General features: G+C 45.8%; 14 protein-coding genes. 8 read left to right on the plus strand and 6 right to left on the minus strand.

Going from position 1 to position 15,241, the window contains the following annotated elements; all coding sequences use genetic code 11:
- Positions 1 to 884: 884 nt before the first annotated feature.
- From Q0502_RS17255 to Q0502_RS17265, 3 genes are all read right to left on the minus strand, one after another.
- The gene (locus Q0502_RS17255) at positions 885 to 1,226 is read right to left on the minus strand and encodes a multidrug efflux SMR transporter (RefSeq protein WP_298653574.1); all 342 of its coding nucleotides are present in this window, start codon (positions 1,224 to 1,226) and stop codon (positions 885 to 887) included.
- A gap of 175 nt (positions 1,227 to 1,401) precedes the next feature.
- Positions 1,402 to 2,649, minus strand: coding sequence for an ABC transporter permease (locus Q0502_RS17260; RefSeq protein ID WP_298653575.1), 1,248 nt, complete (start codon positions 2,647 to 2,649; stop codon positions 1,402 to 1,404).
- Positions 2,612 to 3,850, minus strand: a complete 1,239-nt coding sequence (locus tag Q0502_RS17265; RefSeq protein ID WP_298653550.1) for a pyridoxal phosphate-dependent aminotransferase — start codon at positions 3,848 to 3,850, stop codon at positions 2,612 to 2,614. Before Q0502_RS17265 ends, Q0502_RS17260 begins: the two co-directional genes overlap by 38 nt.
- Positions 3,851 to 4,276: 426 nt before the next feature.
- Between Q0502_RS17265 and Q0502_RS17270 the strand changes: the two genes are divergently transcribed.
- Positions 4,277 to 5,074 carry a glycoside hydrolase family 16 protein gene (locus Q0502_RS17270; RefSeq protein ID WP_298653552.1) on the plus strand — a complete coding sequence of 266 codons (798 nt, stop codon included), beginning with the start codon at positions 4,277 to 4,279 and terminating at the stop codon, positions 5,072 to 5,074.
- Positions 5,075 to 5,145: 71 nt separating this feature from the next.
- Here Q0502_RS17270 and queF read toward each other — a convergent pair whose 3' ends face one another.
- Both queF and queC read right to left on the minus strand, forming a co-directional pair.
- A complete protein-coding gene (gene queF, locus Q0502_RS17275; protein ID WP_298653554.1) occupies positions 5,146 to 5,604 on the minus strand; it encodes a preQ(1) synthase in 459 nt (152 codons plus the stop codon).
- A gap of 79 nt (positions 5,605 to 5,683) precedes the next feature.
- The gene (gene queC / locus Q0502_RS17280) at positions 5,684 to 6,358 is read right to left on the minus strand and encodes a 7-cyano-7-deazaguanine synthase QueC (protein ID WP_298653556.1); all 675 of its coding nucleotides are present in this window, start codon (positions 6,356 to 6,358) and stop codon (positions 5,684 to 5,686) included.
- Between the two features lie 229 nt (positions 6,359 to 6,587).
- Between queC and pstS the strand changes: the two genes are divergently transcribed.
- The 7 genes from pstS (at position 6,588) to Q0502_RS17315 (ending at position 13,636) form a co-directional block, all read left to right on the plus strand.
- Complete coding sequence (pstS, locus tag Q0502_RS17285; RefSeq protein ID WP_298653558.1) at positions 6,588 to 7,661, plus strand: phosphate ABC transporter substrate-binding protein PstS; 1,074 nt, start codon at positions 6,588 to 6,590, stop codon at positions 7,659 to 7,661.
- Positions 7,651 to 8,508 carry a phosphate ABC transporter permease subunit PstC gene (gene pstC, locus Q0502_RS17290; protein ID WP_298653560.1) on the plus strand — a complete coding sequence of 286 codons (858 nt, stop codon included), beginning with the start codon at positions 7,651 to 7,653 and terminating at the stop codon, positions 8,506 to 8,508. The genes pstS and pstC overlap by 11 nt, the downstream gene beginning before the upstream one ends.
- A complete protein-coding gene (gene pstA / locus Q0502_RS17295; RefSeq protein ID WP_298653562.1) occupies positions 8,505 to 9,380 on the plus strand; it encodes a phosphate ABC transporter permease PstA in 876 nt (291 codons plus the stop codon). The genes pstC and pstA overlap by 4 nt, the downstream gene beginning before the upstream one ends.
- Positions 9,368 to 10,153, plus strand: coding sequence for a phosphate ABC transporter ATP-binding protein PstB (gene pstB / locus Q0502_RS17300; RefSeq protein WP_298653564.1), 786 nt, complete (start codon positions 9,368 to 9,370; stop codon positions 10,151 to 10,153). The genes pstA and pstB overlap by 13 nt, the downstream gene beginning before the upstream one ends.
- Before the next feature lie 60 nt (positions 10,154 to 10,213).
- A complete protein-coding gene (locus Q0502_RS17305) occupies positions 10,214 to 11,029 on the plus strand; it encodes a PhoU domain-containing protein (protein ID WP_298653566.1) in 816 nt (271 codons plus the stop codon).
- Entirely contained in the window at positions 11,026 to 11,733 is a 708-nt protein-coding gene (locus tag Q0502_RS17310; protein ID WP_298653568.1) for a response regulator transcription factor, read from the plus strand. The genes Q0502_RS17305 and Q0502_RS17310 overlap by 4 nt, the downstream gene beginning before the upstream one ends.
- A 136-nt stretch (positions 11,734 to 11,869) precedes the next feature.
- Positions 11,870 to 13,636, plus strand: coding sequence for an ATP-binding protein (locus Q0502_RS17315; protein WP_298653570.1), 1,767 nt, complete (start codon positions 11,870 to 11,872; stop codon positions 13,634 to 13,636).
- Positions 13,637 to 13,901: 265 nt separating this feature from the next.
- Here the strand turns inward: Q0502_RS17315 and Q0502_RS17320 are convergent.
- Positions 13,902 to 15,241: hypothetical protein (locus Q0502_RS17320; RefSeq protein WP_298653572.1), on the minus strand; the 1,340-nt coding region annotated here is incomplete at its 5' end.

Here is a 15,241-nt window from a genome sequence, read left to right on the forward strand (position 1 = left end):
CCAAAGAAAACCTCAAAATCCGTAGAAAACGAAACCGTGCCGTTAAGTCGATTTATTATTTCTACAGGGGTTTTATACTTCAGAATGCGAATACTTCAATAAACGTCTGAAACAGTGTTTGAAGCTGTTAAAGCTGTTCTGAGAAGTCTTGTATATCATTCAATTCGATAACATTAAACCGTTTGATATATAATTTTTTCGGATTGTGAAGCAGAAGCAGTCATACGAATGTAATCTTGTCTTTCAACCCTCGAAATTCTTACCATCAGTATTTTTCCGATGTGGAAAAAGACGAATGTAGTAGAAAGTCAACTTTTGAGACCGGATTTTCATCCCTATTCCCGGCATTTACAAACTCTTGTATCTGTTTCCGGAGAGAGTCGGCTTACCTGTGAAGGTTTACCTTTCTACCGAAATAGAGCACAAAAGCAGTCACAAATTCTTTTAATGCCTGAAGATGGTTCATTCATCCGAGTCGGTCGCTATTTTGCAATCACCTCCATACAAGTATACCCCGTACAGTGGATTACATAACGAAAACTTTCGGTTCATCCGATAGAAACATTCAATGTTTCACACTTCTGAACAAAGAGAAAAACAAACGGATTTGCCGATCCCCTGAATGAAACTCTTCCCGTCGTGTACAAAATGTCAATGAACTCCTATATGTCTTATGTACGAAATCCGTACTTTATATCTCTCATTGTTGTTCTCTGCAAATATAACATCCCTGCCAAAGAAATTACAAATATTTTCGCCTGTTTTTATGAACAACTTCTTAACAGGTTATTAACAAGTTATGAACAGGATGTATGGAGTTGATGATGAGTGTGATAATGTTGGAAGGTGATAAAGTGATGGAATAGTTGATGACGATTTAGGCACTAAGGATGGGATGAAGTGAATTGCAAACCTACGATAGAAATGATCAGTGTGCTCAGGAAAAAGATTCTCCAAAAAGTGACCGGTTCCCTGAAGACCAGGATTCCAAGAATAACCGTACCTACAGCGCCGATGCCGGCCCACACAGCATAAGCGGTTCCTGTGGGGATGGGGTGGGAACCACCCATCGATTTGAACAGCAAAAACATGCTCAGGCTCACGCAGATAAGAAATACCGCCAGCCACATCCACATCTCTTTGCCCGAAGCCTGTTGCATTTTTCCCAAACTCATTGCAAAAATCGATTCAAACAGACCGCCGATAATCAGGATTATCCAGTTTATATTCATTATTCTTATTCAAATTAAATGGCGGGAGTGATCCCATCTGCCGGAGACAAAGGTAATAAAACGGGTTGATAAACACAATTCCCCGACATCCAAAAGCTATTAAGCAATAGATAAAGAGGCCCAGCCGGTTTGGGTATTTCTCTATATACCCTGATCAAACGCCTATAAATTACTCGAACCGGATAGATTTGGCGGGAGTGATCCTGGCGACCAGGTAGGAGGGTCCGATCATCATCAGGAGAGAGACAACGAGGGTCCCGATATTAAGTAGAATAATATAAAGCGGGTTGAGATCCACCGGCACGGCTGATAGGTAGTAAGTGGAAGGATCGAGTTTTAACAACTGAAATTTGTCCTGAATAAAACAGAACAATAAGGCGATAATATTTCCCCACAACATTCCCTGCACGATCAGGAAAGCGGAAAGATACAGGAAAACTTTACGGATACTGAAATCCCTTGTTCCCATCGATTTTAGCATGCCGATCATGTTGGTACGTTCCAGGATGATAATGAGCAGGCCGGAGATCATGGTGAATCCCGAAACCACTAACATAAGGATGATAATAACCCATACGTTCATATCGAGCAGATTGAGCCAGTTGAATATCATAGGATTGATATCCTTGATAGAACGCGTATAGAGGGTATTACCAAGGCGGTCTTTGTAAGACGCCATTTCGAAGAAGAGATCCTGTGCGATTCTGTCCAGATTGTTGTAATCCCATACCAGCACCTCTATGCCGCTCACCATGTCGGCGTCCCATCCGTTAAGGGTTGAAAGCACATTCTTTTCGACAACAACATACAGCTTGTCATAATCTTCGAAATTGGTACTGTAGATACCGGTAATATGGAATCGGCGGGCACGGACGGGCTCCTGCACGAAATAGCAGGTGAAACTGTCACCCGTCTTCAGCCGGAGTTTATTGGCTATTTCTTTCGAGATAATAGCCTGGTTGGCGGCAGCGGTATCGTTGGGCTGAATAATGGTTCCCTCCAGCATGTTCTTGCTGAAAAAATCCCAGTCATACTCTTCCGATACCCCTTTCAGTACCACTCCCATGAAATCATCGTCCGTCTTGATAATACCCGGTTTGGTAATGAACTTCTGAAAATGGCGGATGTCGGGATGAGCGGTCAGCAGGGCCGCAAGCGTATCGGTGAAGGAGATGGGCGTATGTTCATAGGAAGAGTTGCTCTCGAATGCAGTGATCTGGATGTGGGAGCCGAAGCCCACCACTTTAGCGCGGACTTCTTTTTTGAAACCCACAATGATACATACTGCCGCGATCATTACCGCCAGTCCCAGCGCAATGCCGGCAATGGCTATTTTGATGGCGGGCGATGAGACGCGTTTGTCGTTCTTTTTATCGCCTTTATAGATCCGCCTTGCTATGAAGAGCTCCGCATTCATGTATAATGTGGGTATATGGGTACGCTTCCAGCGCTTTTTCGAGCACTGTAAGTGCATTGTTCAGGTCGTCTTTGTTGAGCACATAGGCGATACGTACTTCGTTTCTGCCCAAGCCGGGAGTGACATAAAAACCGGATGCCGGCGCCATGAAAATGGTCTGGCCCTGATAACGGAAACAGGAAAGGCACCAGGAGCAGAAAGCGTCGGCATCTTCAAGGGGAAGCCGCGCCAGGGTGTAGAAGGCGCCCTGGGGCATGGGGGAATAAACGCCGGGGATCTTGTTCAGCCGCTCTATAAGGAAGTCCCGACGGCTCTTGTACTCGTCGAAGTTATGTTGCATGTAGACGCCATTTTCACGTAACGACGCGTTGGCGGCGATCTGCCCGATAAGGGGAGGACTCAGGCGCGCCTGGCAGAACTTCATGACGGTATCATGCACCTTGCGATTCTTGGTGATAAGTGCCCCAATACGAATCCCGCATTCACTGTATCTTTTGGATACCGAATCGATCAGCACCACGTTTTCTTCCACTTCCTTCAGATGGCAAGCAGAGATATAGGGTGTATCGTTGTAGATAAATTCGCGGTACACCTCATCGGAAAAGAGATAGAGGTCATATTTTTTTACAAGTTGCCTTATCTGCTCCATCTCGTGTGGCGTGTAGACGTAGCCGGTAGGGTTGTTGGGGTTGCAGATGAGGATCCCTTTGGTGCGCTCGTTGATCAGCTTTTCAAATTCTTCTACCGGCGGAAGGGCAAATCCCGATTCCATGGTGGAGGGGATGGTGCGGATGATAGCGCCGGCGGAGATGGCAAAGGCCATGTAATTGGCATAGGCCGGTTCGGGGACGAGGATCTCGTCATTCGGGTTAAGGCAGGCCATAAAGGCATAAAGCACCGCTTCCGACCCGCCTGCGGTGACAATGATCTCTTCGGGGCTGAGGTTGATATTGAATTGCTTATAATAATGTACCAGATTTTCCCGATAAAACCGGTATCCGTCGCTGGGACTATATTCCAATGTAGTACGGTCGATACTGCGGATGGCATCCAATGCCGATGCGGGAGAAGGTAGATCGGGTTGGCCGATATTGAGATGATAGACCTTTACTCCTTCTGCTTTGGCTGCATCGGAAAGTGGCGCCAGTTTTCGTATGGGTGATGGGGGCATCTGTACGCCCCGCTGGGATATCTGCGGCATAATGCTTATGTTGATTGTAACCTTTGTAAATCTTTTTTCCTTATAACAGATAAGCGGCAAAGGTAATAAAAAAGTTGGAGTATACTCTATTTGGGTTTAGAATAAAAGGGGGTTAGGTGGATTTGCTGAGGGGATAATGTGTCAATATTGAGAAGGTGGAAAAGTTAGGTGATTGGGATTAGTGATTATAGTAATTGGTAGTTAAGTATGTGCTGATTTGGGAATGTAATAAGGTGAGAAATCAAAATCGAAGAAAGCTGAATTCGTTAGAGAAATATTATATAAGTTTATGGTTATCAAAAGATAGAACCATATTCTTTACAGGTCTTTCGAATGATTAACAGTTATTATTGTGGTGAGATTATATCTTGTAAAAAGGATTATACGTAAGTTTGTCCCTTGAATATTAAAAAGAGAAAGAAAAAGATGACACGTAACACAATCTTAGTGATGATTCTTGTACTTGCGGCCGGATCGGTTGCCTGTACGGGACAAAAAAATGAAGAGGAAAAATTCAGAAAAGGATGGACTCTGGCATGGGAAGATGATTTCGACGGTAAGGCGAATCTCACTTCCTGGTCGAAAGTTTCCAGGGGGAAACAGCCTATGAACCGGTACATGAGTGATAACGAATCGCTGTACGTTCTTGAGGATGGACTCCTTGTTCTCAGAGGAGTAGGAAATGCAGCGGAGGATACGCAAATTCCGTTCCTGACCGGCGGCATTACCCGGCAAGGAGTGAAACAGAACAGCGTGAGCAGGATTGAAGTGAGAGCCCGTATGAATCCCGTGGCCGGGGCTGTGCCGTTTATTGCGCTCCTGCCTTCGGACGGAACCGAAAATATAGCCGTCAATATCATGGAGCGGTATGGTTATGATGAGTTTATCTATCAGTCGGTCACCTCTGAGTACACCACCACGGAAGGGATGCCGGATAATCCGCCTTCCAGCGCATTGGTCGGGGTGAATCCCAATCAATACCATATTTACGGGGTGGAAACCTATCCGGACAGCGTGGTCTTTTTTGTGGATAACAATCGTACGAAAAAATATCCCCGCATACTGACCGATATTCCGGGTCAATTTCCATTCAATGACATGGATTTAGATCTCTTTATCGGCGTCCGGCTTAACAAAGATGCCGATGCCGCAGAACTCCCGGCAGATATGTTTATCGACTGGGTACGGTATTATGAACCGCAAACAGCCGGTAAGGCGGAATAAGATTACAATATACTCTTTCGGGACGGTCATTCATAGGACGGCTATACGCCGCCTATGGGTCGTCCCGTTTTCTATACAGGAAAAGAGTGGTTAAAAAGTCGCTCTTCGGCCAGTTTTTCATATTTCGTACCTTTACGCCCGTAGTTAGCATAGGGGTAGATGCTGATGCCGCCCCGGGGAGTGAATATGCCGGTCACCTCGATATATTTGGGATCCATCAGCCGGATCAGGTCTTTCATGATGATGTTCACACAATCTTCATGGAAAGCGCCGTGATTACGAAAACTGAAAAGATAGAGCTTGAGGCTTTTACTTTCTACCATCTTCACATCGGGAATATAATCGATGCGGATGGTCGCAAAATCGGGTTGCCCTGTGATAGGGCAGAGGCTGGTAAACTCGGGACAATCGAACGTAACCCAATAGTCGTTCTCCTGATGCCTGTTCTCAAATGCTTCCAGCATCTCCGATGCGTAATCCTGTCTGTATTCTGTTTTGCCACCCAGGTGGCTGAATCCTTCGTGTTGCATATGTTTCGTTTTTTCCGGTTAGAGCTATCACTGGTTGTGTATGTGTACGGTTATAACCTGTTATTTTCCTGTTCAGCCATTACAGGTTGTATGCCCGTTCGGACAGATATTCCTGCAATCCTTTGTTGCGAAGCCGGCAGGCGGGACAATGACCGCAGCCTTCGGCCAGCATGCCGTTGTAGCAGGTGAGGGTCTCATTTTTTACAATATCGAAAACACCCAGTTCATCGGCCAGTCGCCATACCTCTTTCTTATTGCGCCACATAAGCGGTGTGTGAATCACAAACTGCTTGTCCATGGCGAGGTTGAGCGTAGCATTGGCAGAGCGGATAAAAGTATCGCGGCAGTCGGGATAGCCGCTGTAATCCGCTTCCGACACTCCGGTCACCAGATGCCGGATCCCTTGGGCATAGGCAAGAGTAGCGGCAAAAGTGAGGAACAGCAGGTTCCTGCCGGGGACAAAGGTGTTGGGATAGGAATCATCGGGTTTCGTTTCGTCCATTTGCATGGAGAAGTCGGTAAGCGAGTTGGGCGCCAATCGTGAGATAATACCCGCATCCAGCAACTGGAACGGAGTGCTGGCCATTTCCGCGATCCGGCGCGCGTTCTCTACCTCCTGCGCGTGGCGTTGCCCGTAGGTGAAACAGAGCGCATAGGTGTTTCTGAATTGTTGTTTTGCCCAATAGAGGCAGGTGGTGGAATCCTGCCCGCCCGAAAAGAGCACAAGGGCATCCTGTTCTTTGTAATCTTTCATTGTTCTTTGTTTTTTATGTGGTTCCCTAAGCTACACAGAAAAGCATCCGCCTTTCACTGCAAAGGTACGAATAATTTGGGAGTTTACGCTGCCGTCTCCGGTGCTATCCGTGGAGTTTGTTTCAATACAGGCAGGAAATCTTAATAATTTCGTAACATTTTTGTAACCGGAATGTAACATCCATGTCGTATTTTTGTGAAAATATCCGGAACGGGACAATTTTTTATTAATGCAACGATTATCTCCGCTTTTACTTTTGCTTGTTCTGCTCATATCTTGTAACAACAACTCTGCCCGTATTGAAAAGAGCGGTTCCGGAACGGTTTTGTCGGGTGCCGGCGCTACTTTTCCCTATCCTTATTACAATATTGTTTTTCGCGATTATATGCGGCTGAACAGCGGCTTGACGGTGAACTACGGCGCTATCGGAAGTGGCGGTGGAATCCGTAGCCTGCGTGACCGGTCAGTGGACTTTGGTGCCAGCGATGCTTTTCTTAACAACAAGGAAATCGCATCGATGAATGCAGAGGTGATCCATGTGGCCACCTGCATGGGGAGCGTGGTGATGGCCTATACCCTCGAAGGAGTGGATAGTCTACGGTTGACGGGACCCCTTGTTGCCGATATTTACCTGGGAAATATAAGGAAATGGAACGACCCTAAACTCCGGATCATAAATCCGGATGTACTATTGCCCGATCTGGATATCACACCGGTGTACCGGTCGGACGGTAGTGGTACCACCTATAATTTCTCGGAGTACTTGTCGATGGTAAGTCCTGAATGGAGTAACGTTATGGGGAAAGGGAAAGCCCTGAAATGGGAAGCGGGCATCGCGGCGAAAGGAAATCCCGGAGTGGCCGGTATTGTACAACAAACAGAAGGCGCTATTGGCTATATCGGATCGGAATATGCCCTTACGCTGAAATTGCCGGTAGCCAGGCTCAGGAACAGGGCGGGGAAGTATGTGGACGCTACGCTTGAGACCATCTCTGCCGCTGCCAACGTCGAATTACCGGACGATATGCGGGCGACCATTACTGATTCGGATGATCCCAATGCTTACCCCATCAGCCTTTTTACATGGATACTTGTTTATAAAGATCAGCAGTATAGTAACCGTACGAAAAAAGAGGCGGAGGCGCTTATAGATATGCTTCGTTATGTGATCAGCGACGGAGGGCAAACAGTGGCGGCACAGATAAACTATGCACCTCTTTCGGCACAGGCGATAGAGAAGACCAGAAAACTGATTGGTGAGATACATTATGGAGGGGAGGCAATTGGTAGGGATGAAAGATAAGTTATTCCGGATATTGCTTTTTGTAGCGGCGCTGGTGATCCTGTTGCTTGCGGCAGGGATCATTTACGCGTTAGTGAGCCGTTCCATGGAAGCTTTCGGTGAATATGGCATCCGGGGATTCGTGGCCAATGCGGAATGGGATCCCCGTTCGGCTACCGAAGAGTATGGAGCGTTCTCCTTTATCGTGGGAACGCTCTACACGGCTTTTTTTGCCCTTTTGCTGTGCGTTCCCTTCTCGCTGGCGGTGGCTTTGTTCAATGGTGAATATTTCAGGGGTAGTAAAATATCCTCTTTCGTGAGTTCCATTGTGGATCTGCTTGCAGGAATTCCTTCCATCGTATACGGCTTGTGGGGTTTCTATACCGTACGACCGATCATTATAGAGATGGGGGTGAATGCACAAGGATTCGGTATCTTCCTCTCATCGGTCATACTGGCCATCATGATCATCCCTTATGCTTCGTCGTTGAGCGCCGAATTTCTGTCGATGGTGCCCAATAAGTTGAAAGAGGGTGCATACAGTTTAGGGGCCACACGGTTAGAGGTAGTACAGCATATCAGCTTACCCACCGCTGCCTCGGGAATCGTAGCCTCTTTTATCCTGGCATTGGGGCGCGCCCTTGGGGAGACTATGGCAGTGACCATGCTCATTGGAAATACCAACCGGATACCGCAGGGGTTGCGCGATACGGGGAATACAATGGCAAGCGTGATAGCCAACCAATTCGGCGAGGCCGACGGACTCAAGCTCAGTGCACTGATCGCCATCGGCCTGCTGCTGTTTGTTATTACGGCTATCATTAATCTGATAGCCAAAATGGTAATGAAAAAATTGGCGAGAGTATGAGCTACTATAAAACAACATACGCAGGATGGCGGAAAGGAAAAGACAGGACGGCCTTTATTCTGGTCTGTCTCTTTTCCCTGATAGCCATGTTTCCTTTATTCTTTATCTTATGGGATGTAGTCTCAAAAGGATACAAAAATTTTAACCTGCGCCTTTTCACCGAAATAACTCCTTCGTCGATGGATGCCATGCTGGCACGGATGAACGGAGAACCTATTCCGGGAGGTATATTGAACGGTATCACAGGTACGGTGCTGATCGTGGGAATGGCCATTTTCTTTTCGGTCTTTCTGGGATTATTCATCGGGATTTACCTTGCCGACAACAGAGGAAAACGGTTTGCGGCAGTGGTGAGCTATCTGACCGATCTGTTGCAGGGGATGCCTTCCATTGTGATCGGTATTATTGCTTATGCCTGGGTGGTGAAGCCTCTGGGCGGTTATTCGGCCCTGGCCGGTAGTGTGGCACTTACCGTCATGATGCTGCCCATGATCGTACGTTCTACTGAAGAGACGTTGAAAATGTTGCCCGCAGCCTATAAAGAAGCAGGGCTTGCCTTAGGTTCATCCTACACCACCGTAGTATTCCGGATATTGATTCCCTCCGGGTTTGGCGGGATCTTTACAGGGATACTCCTTGCCGTATCGCGCGTGATGGGAGAGACGGCGCCGCTGATGCTTACGGCACTCGGTGCTTCGGTAGTGAACTGGAAAATACTGGAACCTACCAGTGCAATTCCTCTGCTGATATGGGATTTCTACAACGATCCGAACTTAGTGGATCTGATCTGGTCGTCATCGCTTTTCTTATTGATCGTTATATTCCTGTTAAACTGGATAGCCAAAATTGTAGCACGTAAATGGAAAGTGTAAAAATAGCAAACGGAAAGAGTCCTGTTCTTCAATTGAAAGACCTGTCGGTTTCCTATTCACCCGGTAGTTACGCGGTGAACAGGGTGACGACGGATATCTACCCCAATACCATTACAGCCATCATGGGACCGTCGGGCTGCGGGAAAAGTACGCTCCTGCGTGCCATTAACCGCATGCACGATCTTTATCCCCATATCAAGACTACCGGCGAGATCATCCTGAAAGGAAAGAATGTGTTGGCGATGGATCCGATGGAGGTACGCCGTATGGCCGGCATGGTGTTTCAACAGCCCAATCCTTTCCCCACTATGAGTATCTATGATAATGTACTGGCAGGATATAGGCTTAACGGGATCCGTCTGAAGAAGCGGGAGAAAGATGAAATTGTAGTGCATAGCCTGCAAAGTGTGGGGCTCTGGGATGAGGTGAAGGATGTGATGACCAAGAGAGGATCATTCCTGTCGGGAGGACAGCAGCAGCGGCTTTGCATAGCCCGTGCACTTGCCCTTAACCCGGAGGTGTTGCTGATGGATGAACCCACTTCGGCGCTCGATCCGATCTCGACAAATAAAATTGAGGAATTGCTGTTGCAACTGAAAAAGGACTTTACCATCATCATAGTGACGCATAATATGTCGCAGGCAGCACGCATATCGGACAATTCCATGTTCATGTATCTTGGTGAACTGGTGGAACATGGAAATACCACGCAAATGTTCACCAAGCCGCAGAATAAACGTACCGAAGAATATCTGACCGGCGTTTTTGGGTAACAGGGGTTTTGACCAACGCTGTGAACGTTTATGATGTGAGATGAGGAAAAATGATTATTTTTGCCTGTCACAAACCGGATCGCGATTATCATATTTCGACCGATCAATATAAAGAATGGAGGAACAATGAACAGGGGGAACGAAAAGGGTAATACACCCTATGTAAGGGGGATTAAAGACAACTATCTCGATCAGTTGCACGGCGATTTCCAGTTGATCTCGGAAATTGTGCTGACACAGATAAAACTGGCTTCCGATCTGGTACGTGATAACCGTAACAAAGAGATCATCCCCCAGTTGAAACGGAACGAGAAACTTATCAATTCGCTGGATGTCACCATCAAGGAAAAGGTGATCAATGCGATCATGCTTTTCACGCCCAGGGCCTCGGATCTGCGCAGGCTGATGGCCTATCACGATATGACCATTTCTATGGAGCGGGTGGGCGACCTGATCGAGAACATTGCTTTTGCGTTGGAAGAAATAGATTTTTCGCTGACCGGCTTCGACAAATACAAAAAACCGATCGATAAGATGTTCGTGCAGACCGACAAGATGCTGAAGAACGCTCTCTTTGCCTTTACGGGTGTGAGTAATGAGATGGCCTATGACACCATACAGATGGACGATAAGGTGGATAAACTGGAACGGAAAATCGAACGTAAACTGGCGGAAGATTTCCACAACGAAGTGCAGAGTACGCAATCGCTGGTAAACATTATGAACCTCAACAGTATTTCCTATTATCTGGAACGGATCGGGGATAAAGCAGTGGATATAGCCGAATCGGCCGTTTATGTGATCGAAGGGAGAGATATCCGCCATGTGAAGGAATCGAAAAAGCCGGCTACCGGTGAAAAATCAGGAGATGAATGATGGAAGAAAGAATTTTAGTTGTGGACGATGAAAAGGATATCTGCGATATCCTGCAATTCAATCTGGAAAATGAAGGATATATCGTAGATGTGGCCCATTCCGCAGAGGAGGCACTGGATAGGATCACCGATATACACCGGCTCATTATCCTGGATGTGATGATGGGAGGGATCTCCGGATTTAAGCTGGCCGAAAAATTGCGAAAATCGGAAAATTTTGTGCCGATCATCTTTCTTACTGCCAAAAATACGGAGAATGATATGCTGACCGGTTTTTCACTGGGGGGAGATGATTATATTGCCAAACCGTTCTCGGTAAAAGAGGTGCTTGTACGGGTTAAAGCGCTGCTCAAACGCACTTTACTTACCAGAATATCCTCTGCGGAACCTGTTGAAACTAACTGGAGTTATAAAGGACTTAACATTGACCTGGCGGGTAACCGTGTGACTGTCGATGGCAACGAGATATCAATCACTAAAAAAGAATTTGAAATTCTTTCCCTGTTGACGCGAACTTCACCCAATTTACTCACCCGCGCTGAAATACTGAACAGTGTTTGGGGTGAGAACGAATTTGTGCTCGACCGTACCGTCGATGTGCATATCACCCGCCTGAGAAAAAAACTGGGAAACTATGCAAGTATTATTGTAAACCGTTCCGGGTTTGGTTATTACCTGAATATCGATCCAAAAGAGGAAGACTAATTGAATGATTTGTGGATTTGACGATTCGATGATTGAAGACAGATAATAAGCCAATTATACTCTGCTCAGCACATCCCTAAATCTATTAATCAAATATTATCTCGGCTTTTGGCTCTTGTATCTAAAATATAATCGTATGAGACGAAAAGTATCTTTTAAAGTGCGTATTCTGCTTAGCTTCTCCCTGATCATTGCCGCATTCACTGTGGGCATTATCCTGTTTGAGCAGCAACAATTCAAAAAGGAGCGTACGCGCAGCCTGGAACGCACGCTTGAAAATAATGCCGATATAGTGTACAGCTATCTGAACGAGAATAAAATCGATCTCGAAAAAGAGCCGGAGCGGGTGGAGGATCTGTTACGCTACATGCCTTCCGATGTGCGTTTCACCCTTATTGACTGGGAGGGACGGGTGCTCTATGATAACCGACTGGATGCCGGTGAGATGGAAAATCACCTGAAACGTCCTGAAGTATGGAAATCGATCGGTTTTGGTACCGGATCCAATATCCGCGTATCGGCCAGTGACAAAATTAAATATATTTACTACTCTAAAAAATACAATGAAGGTTATTTTATCCGGTTGGCGATTCCGTATGATGTGAAACTGCAATTGTTCATCAATTCCGATAACTCATTTATCTATTATATCCTTCTCTTTTTTGTGGTATGCATATTGATGATGCTCTATTTCTCCAACCGGTTCTCAAAATCGTTGAAGGAGTTAAGGGAGTTTTCATTGAATATAAAAAACGGTTCAAAGATACCTGCCGATTTCTTTTTTGCCGACGATGAGGTGGGAGAGGTGAGCGCCGATATTGTAGAGAATTACAATCTGTTACAGGAAAACCGGCGCAAACTGGCGGCAGAACGAGAGAAGCTGCTGCAGCATTTTCAGCTTTCGGAAGAGGGAATCGCCATCTTCTCGGAAGATCGCAATGAGATCTATGCCAACTCTCATTTTCTGCAATTCCTGAATGTGATTCTTGATAACCCTACTCTGGAGACCGAACAGCTTTTCAGTGATCCTGTTTTCGGAGAGTTCGTCGACTTCCTCAATTCACCCCCGAGGGAGGGGAATATGTTCTCAAAACGGATAGAAAAGAGCGGCAGGCAATTCAATGTGCGGATTATCATTTTTGAAGATGAGAGTTTTGAATTCTATATCAGTGATATCACCAAATCGGAAAAAACGCGTCTGCTCAAGCAGGAAATGACCAATAATATAGCGCATGAACTGCGTACTCCGGTAACCAGCATCCGCGGTTATCTGGAAACCATTCTCAACCTCTATGATTATGAGGGCGACAACAGCGAGCGTATCCGCGGTTTTCTGGACAGGGCCTACACACAGACAATCCGGCTGTCGGAGCTGATACAGGATATCAGCATGCTGACCAAGATCGAAGAGGCAGCCGACCGGTTTGAACTGGAACCGGTGCGGATAAATGAGCTGTTGAACGAACTGGCCAATGATCTGGCTGACGAGTTAAAGGAGAAAAACGTCAGTTTCGTCGTGGTGGTAAAGGACAATGTAATAATCCACGGCAGCAGAACACTGCTCTATTCCATCTTCCGGAATCTGATTGAAAATTCTATGTCTTATGGCGGAGGAAATATTGAAATCGTGGTGCGCTGTTATAATGAGAATGAAGATACTTACTTTTTTGAATTCTACGATACCGGGACAGGAGTGGAGGAAAAGCACCTGGTACGGATCTTCGAGCGCTTTTACCGGGTGAATGAAGGAAGGACACGGAAGACCGGCGGGTCGGGACTCGGCCTCTCGATCGTTAAGAATGCCGTTTTATTCCATAAGGGGAGTATCGTGGCAAAGAACCGGCCCGAAGGAGGGTTGCGGTTCCTGATGACTTTCCCGAAAATCCACTCAAAGGAAGTGTAAAACAGTTTCCGCCGAAAAAGCCTTTGGCTATCCTGTTGGAAAATAATAAATTTTCAACTTGGTAAACTCCCAGTTTTGCCTAAAACAGTAAATAACTTGTTCAATGCATCATAGGAATAAATCGAAAGTAAGATTTATAAGTAAGAAGGATGTGCCGCTCCAGTACATCCTTCTTACTATAATCCTAGCCGTTTAAAATGGAGTATATAATAATCTCTCCTTTTATCAATTGTAGATAATATGCTAAATAATTGATGTATGATGTTTATTTACTTGTTTTGATCTCAATCTCAACCCAAGCTCCAGTCGATTGGCCAGCGGAAGTGGCTTTTTCACCTCCAAAACCTCTGACAATAGCAATGGCAAATTTCTTGAGTGTAGCATTATCGGTTCCATCAAAGCCAATAGCAAACATATACCCTTCGGTAAGATTTTTCTGTCGAACCACACTTGAAGCCCCCATTTTACTCTTAATATACTGATTGATCTGATCCCATGCCTCTTTGGAATCGGGAATTTCATCGAACGTAACGCCCGCAACACTGAAGAAATCGTTTGCCACAGGTGTCCGTGTAAAGTTCAGCGTCGTCCAACCCTCTACCATATAAGGTGCCTTTATGGTGCTGGCATTATTTACGTTGGGGCCGAAGATAGCAGGGCCATTATTTGTATCTTCATCGCCAATGAATAAATTTGAATATATCAAATCTACCTTACCCTGATTGGCAGTTGCCTGCTCTTTACCCAAGACATACGGAGCCAACGAAAAGCTGAAATAACCTCTTGAAGGATTGTCGGTGAGGATGATATTTTTATAATGCACCATGTTGTTTCCTTCGGTTCTTACAGGAATTAAAAAAGTTACCGGCAAAGTGGCCTCTCCTTCATTTCCTTTTTCGTCTATTGCCTTTACCTTTACGGCAGTAACTGTTCCAGCATTGTCCACTTGAAAACTAAACCGCTGATCGCTCAAGGCAATCGGCCGGGAAGGATCGGATACAGTACCTCTCTCTATCACATACGAAACGGAACCGACCTGCCAATCCGATATTACTTTTCCCGTAACGGTTAATATTGAATTGGGTCTGACCTCTATCTTTTCCTGATCGAATAAGATGGAAGGGCCGACATGAGTTATATGCTTAATCTCAAAAAGTTTTTCTGCCACTAACCCGCTTTTATTCGTAGCCGTAATCAATATACCCGTCCAACCGTTACGAGCGATTAAGGGAATATCGAAAGTCGATTCCACATCATTGATTATGGTAATGTCAACCGGATTTTCTGTAATATCCCCTTTGATTACCCGATAATTCAATCCGGTTATTTTGGTTTTAGAGGTTACTTTTCCTTTTACCTGAAAAGAATCGCCGGTATTGATATCTTCGAGAAAAGCAGGTTCTTCCAAAGCTATATTGATCTCGTCGATTCCTTGGATTACTTTAAATATTTTAACGGTACGGTTCCCTTTTGCATCTTCTGCAATTATTTTTACGCCGACAATTGCAGTTTCATCGTTCACCTCCAGAAAGAAAGATCCGGAGGTTGTCCCCACTTGTTCGAGTTCCAACCGATTACCTGTTTCGTCCAGTTTTCCTGTGGCAT

It is taken from the genome of uncultured Proteiniphilum sp. (assembly GCF_937873925.1).
In the GTDB taxonomy this organism is placed as follows: Bacteria; Bacteroidota; Bacteroidia; order Bacteroidales; family Dysgonomonadaceae; genus Proteiniphilum.

Coding starts and splice junctions, on each gene's coding strand:
- pstC (WP_298653560.1), top strand. CDS start 7,651: ATGAAAGATAAGTTATTCCGGATATTGCTTTTTGTAGCGGCGCTGGTG.
- pstA (WP_298653562.1), top strand. CDS start 8,505: ATGAGCTACTATAAAACAACATACGCAGGATGGCGGAAAGGAAAAGAC.
- Q0502_RS17260 (WP_298653575.1), bottom strand. CDS start 2,649: ATGAATGCGGAGCTCTTCATAGCAAGGCGGATCTATAAAGGCGATAAA.
- Q0502_RS17310 (WP_298653568.1), top strand. CDS start 11,026: ATGATGGAAGAAAGAATTTTAGTTGTGGACGATGAAAAGGATATCTGC.
- Q0502_RS17270 (WP_298653552.1), top strand. CDS start 4,277: ATGACACGTAACACAATCTTAGTGATGATTCTTGTACTTGCGGCCGGA.
- queF (WP_298653554.1), bottom strand. CDS start 5,604: ATGCAACACGAAGGATTCAGCCACCTGGGTGGCAAAACAGAATACAGA.
- pstB (WP_298653564.1), top strand. CDS start 9,368: ATGGAAAGTGTAAAAATAGCAAACGGAAAGAGTCCTGTTCTTCAATTG.
- Q0502_RS17265 (WP_298653550.1), bottom strand. CDS start 3,850: ATGCCGCAGATATCCCAGCGGGGCGTACAGATGCCCCCATCACCCATA.
- Q0502_RS17315 (WP_298653570.1), top strand. CDS start 11,870: ATGAGACGAAAAGTATCTTTTAAAGTGCGTATTCTGCTTAGCTTCTCC.
- pstS (WP_298653558.1), top strand. CDS start 6,588: ATGCAACGATTATCTCCGCTTTTACTTTTGCTTGTTCTGCTCATATCT.
- queC (WP_298653556.1), bottom strand. CDS start 6,358: ATGAAAGATTACAAAGAACAGGATGCCCTTGTGCTCTTTTCGGGCGGG.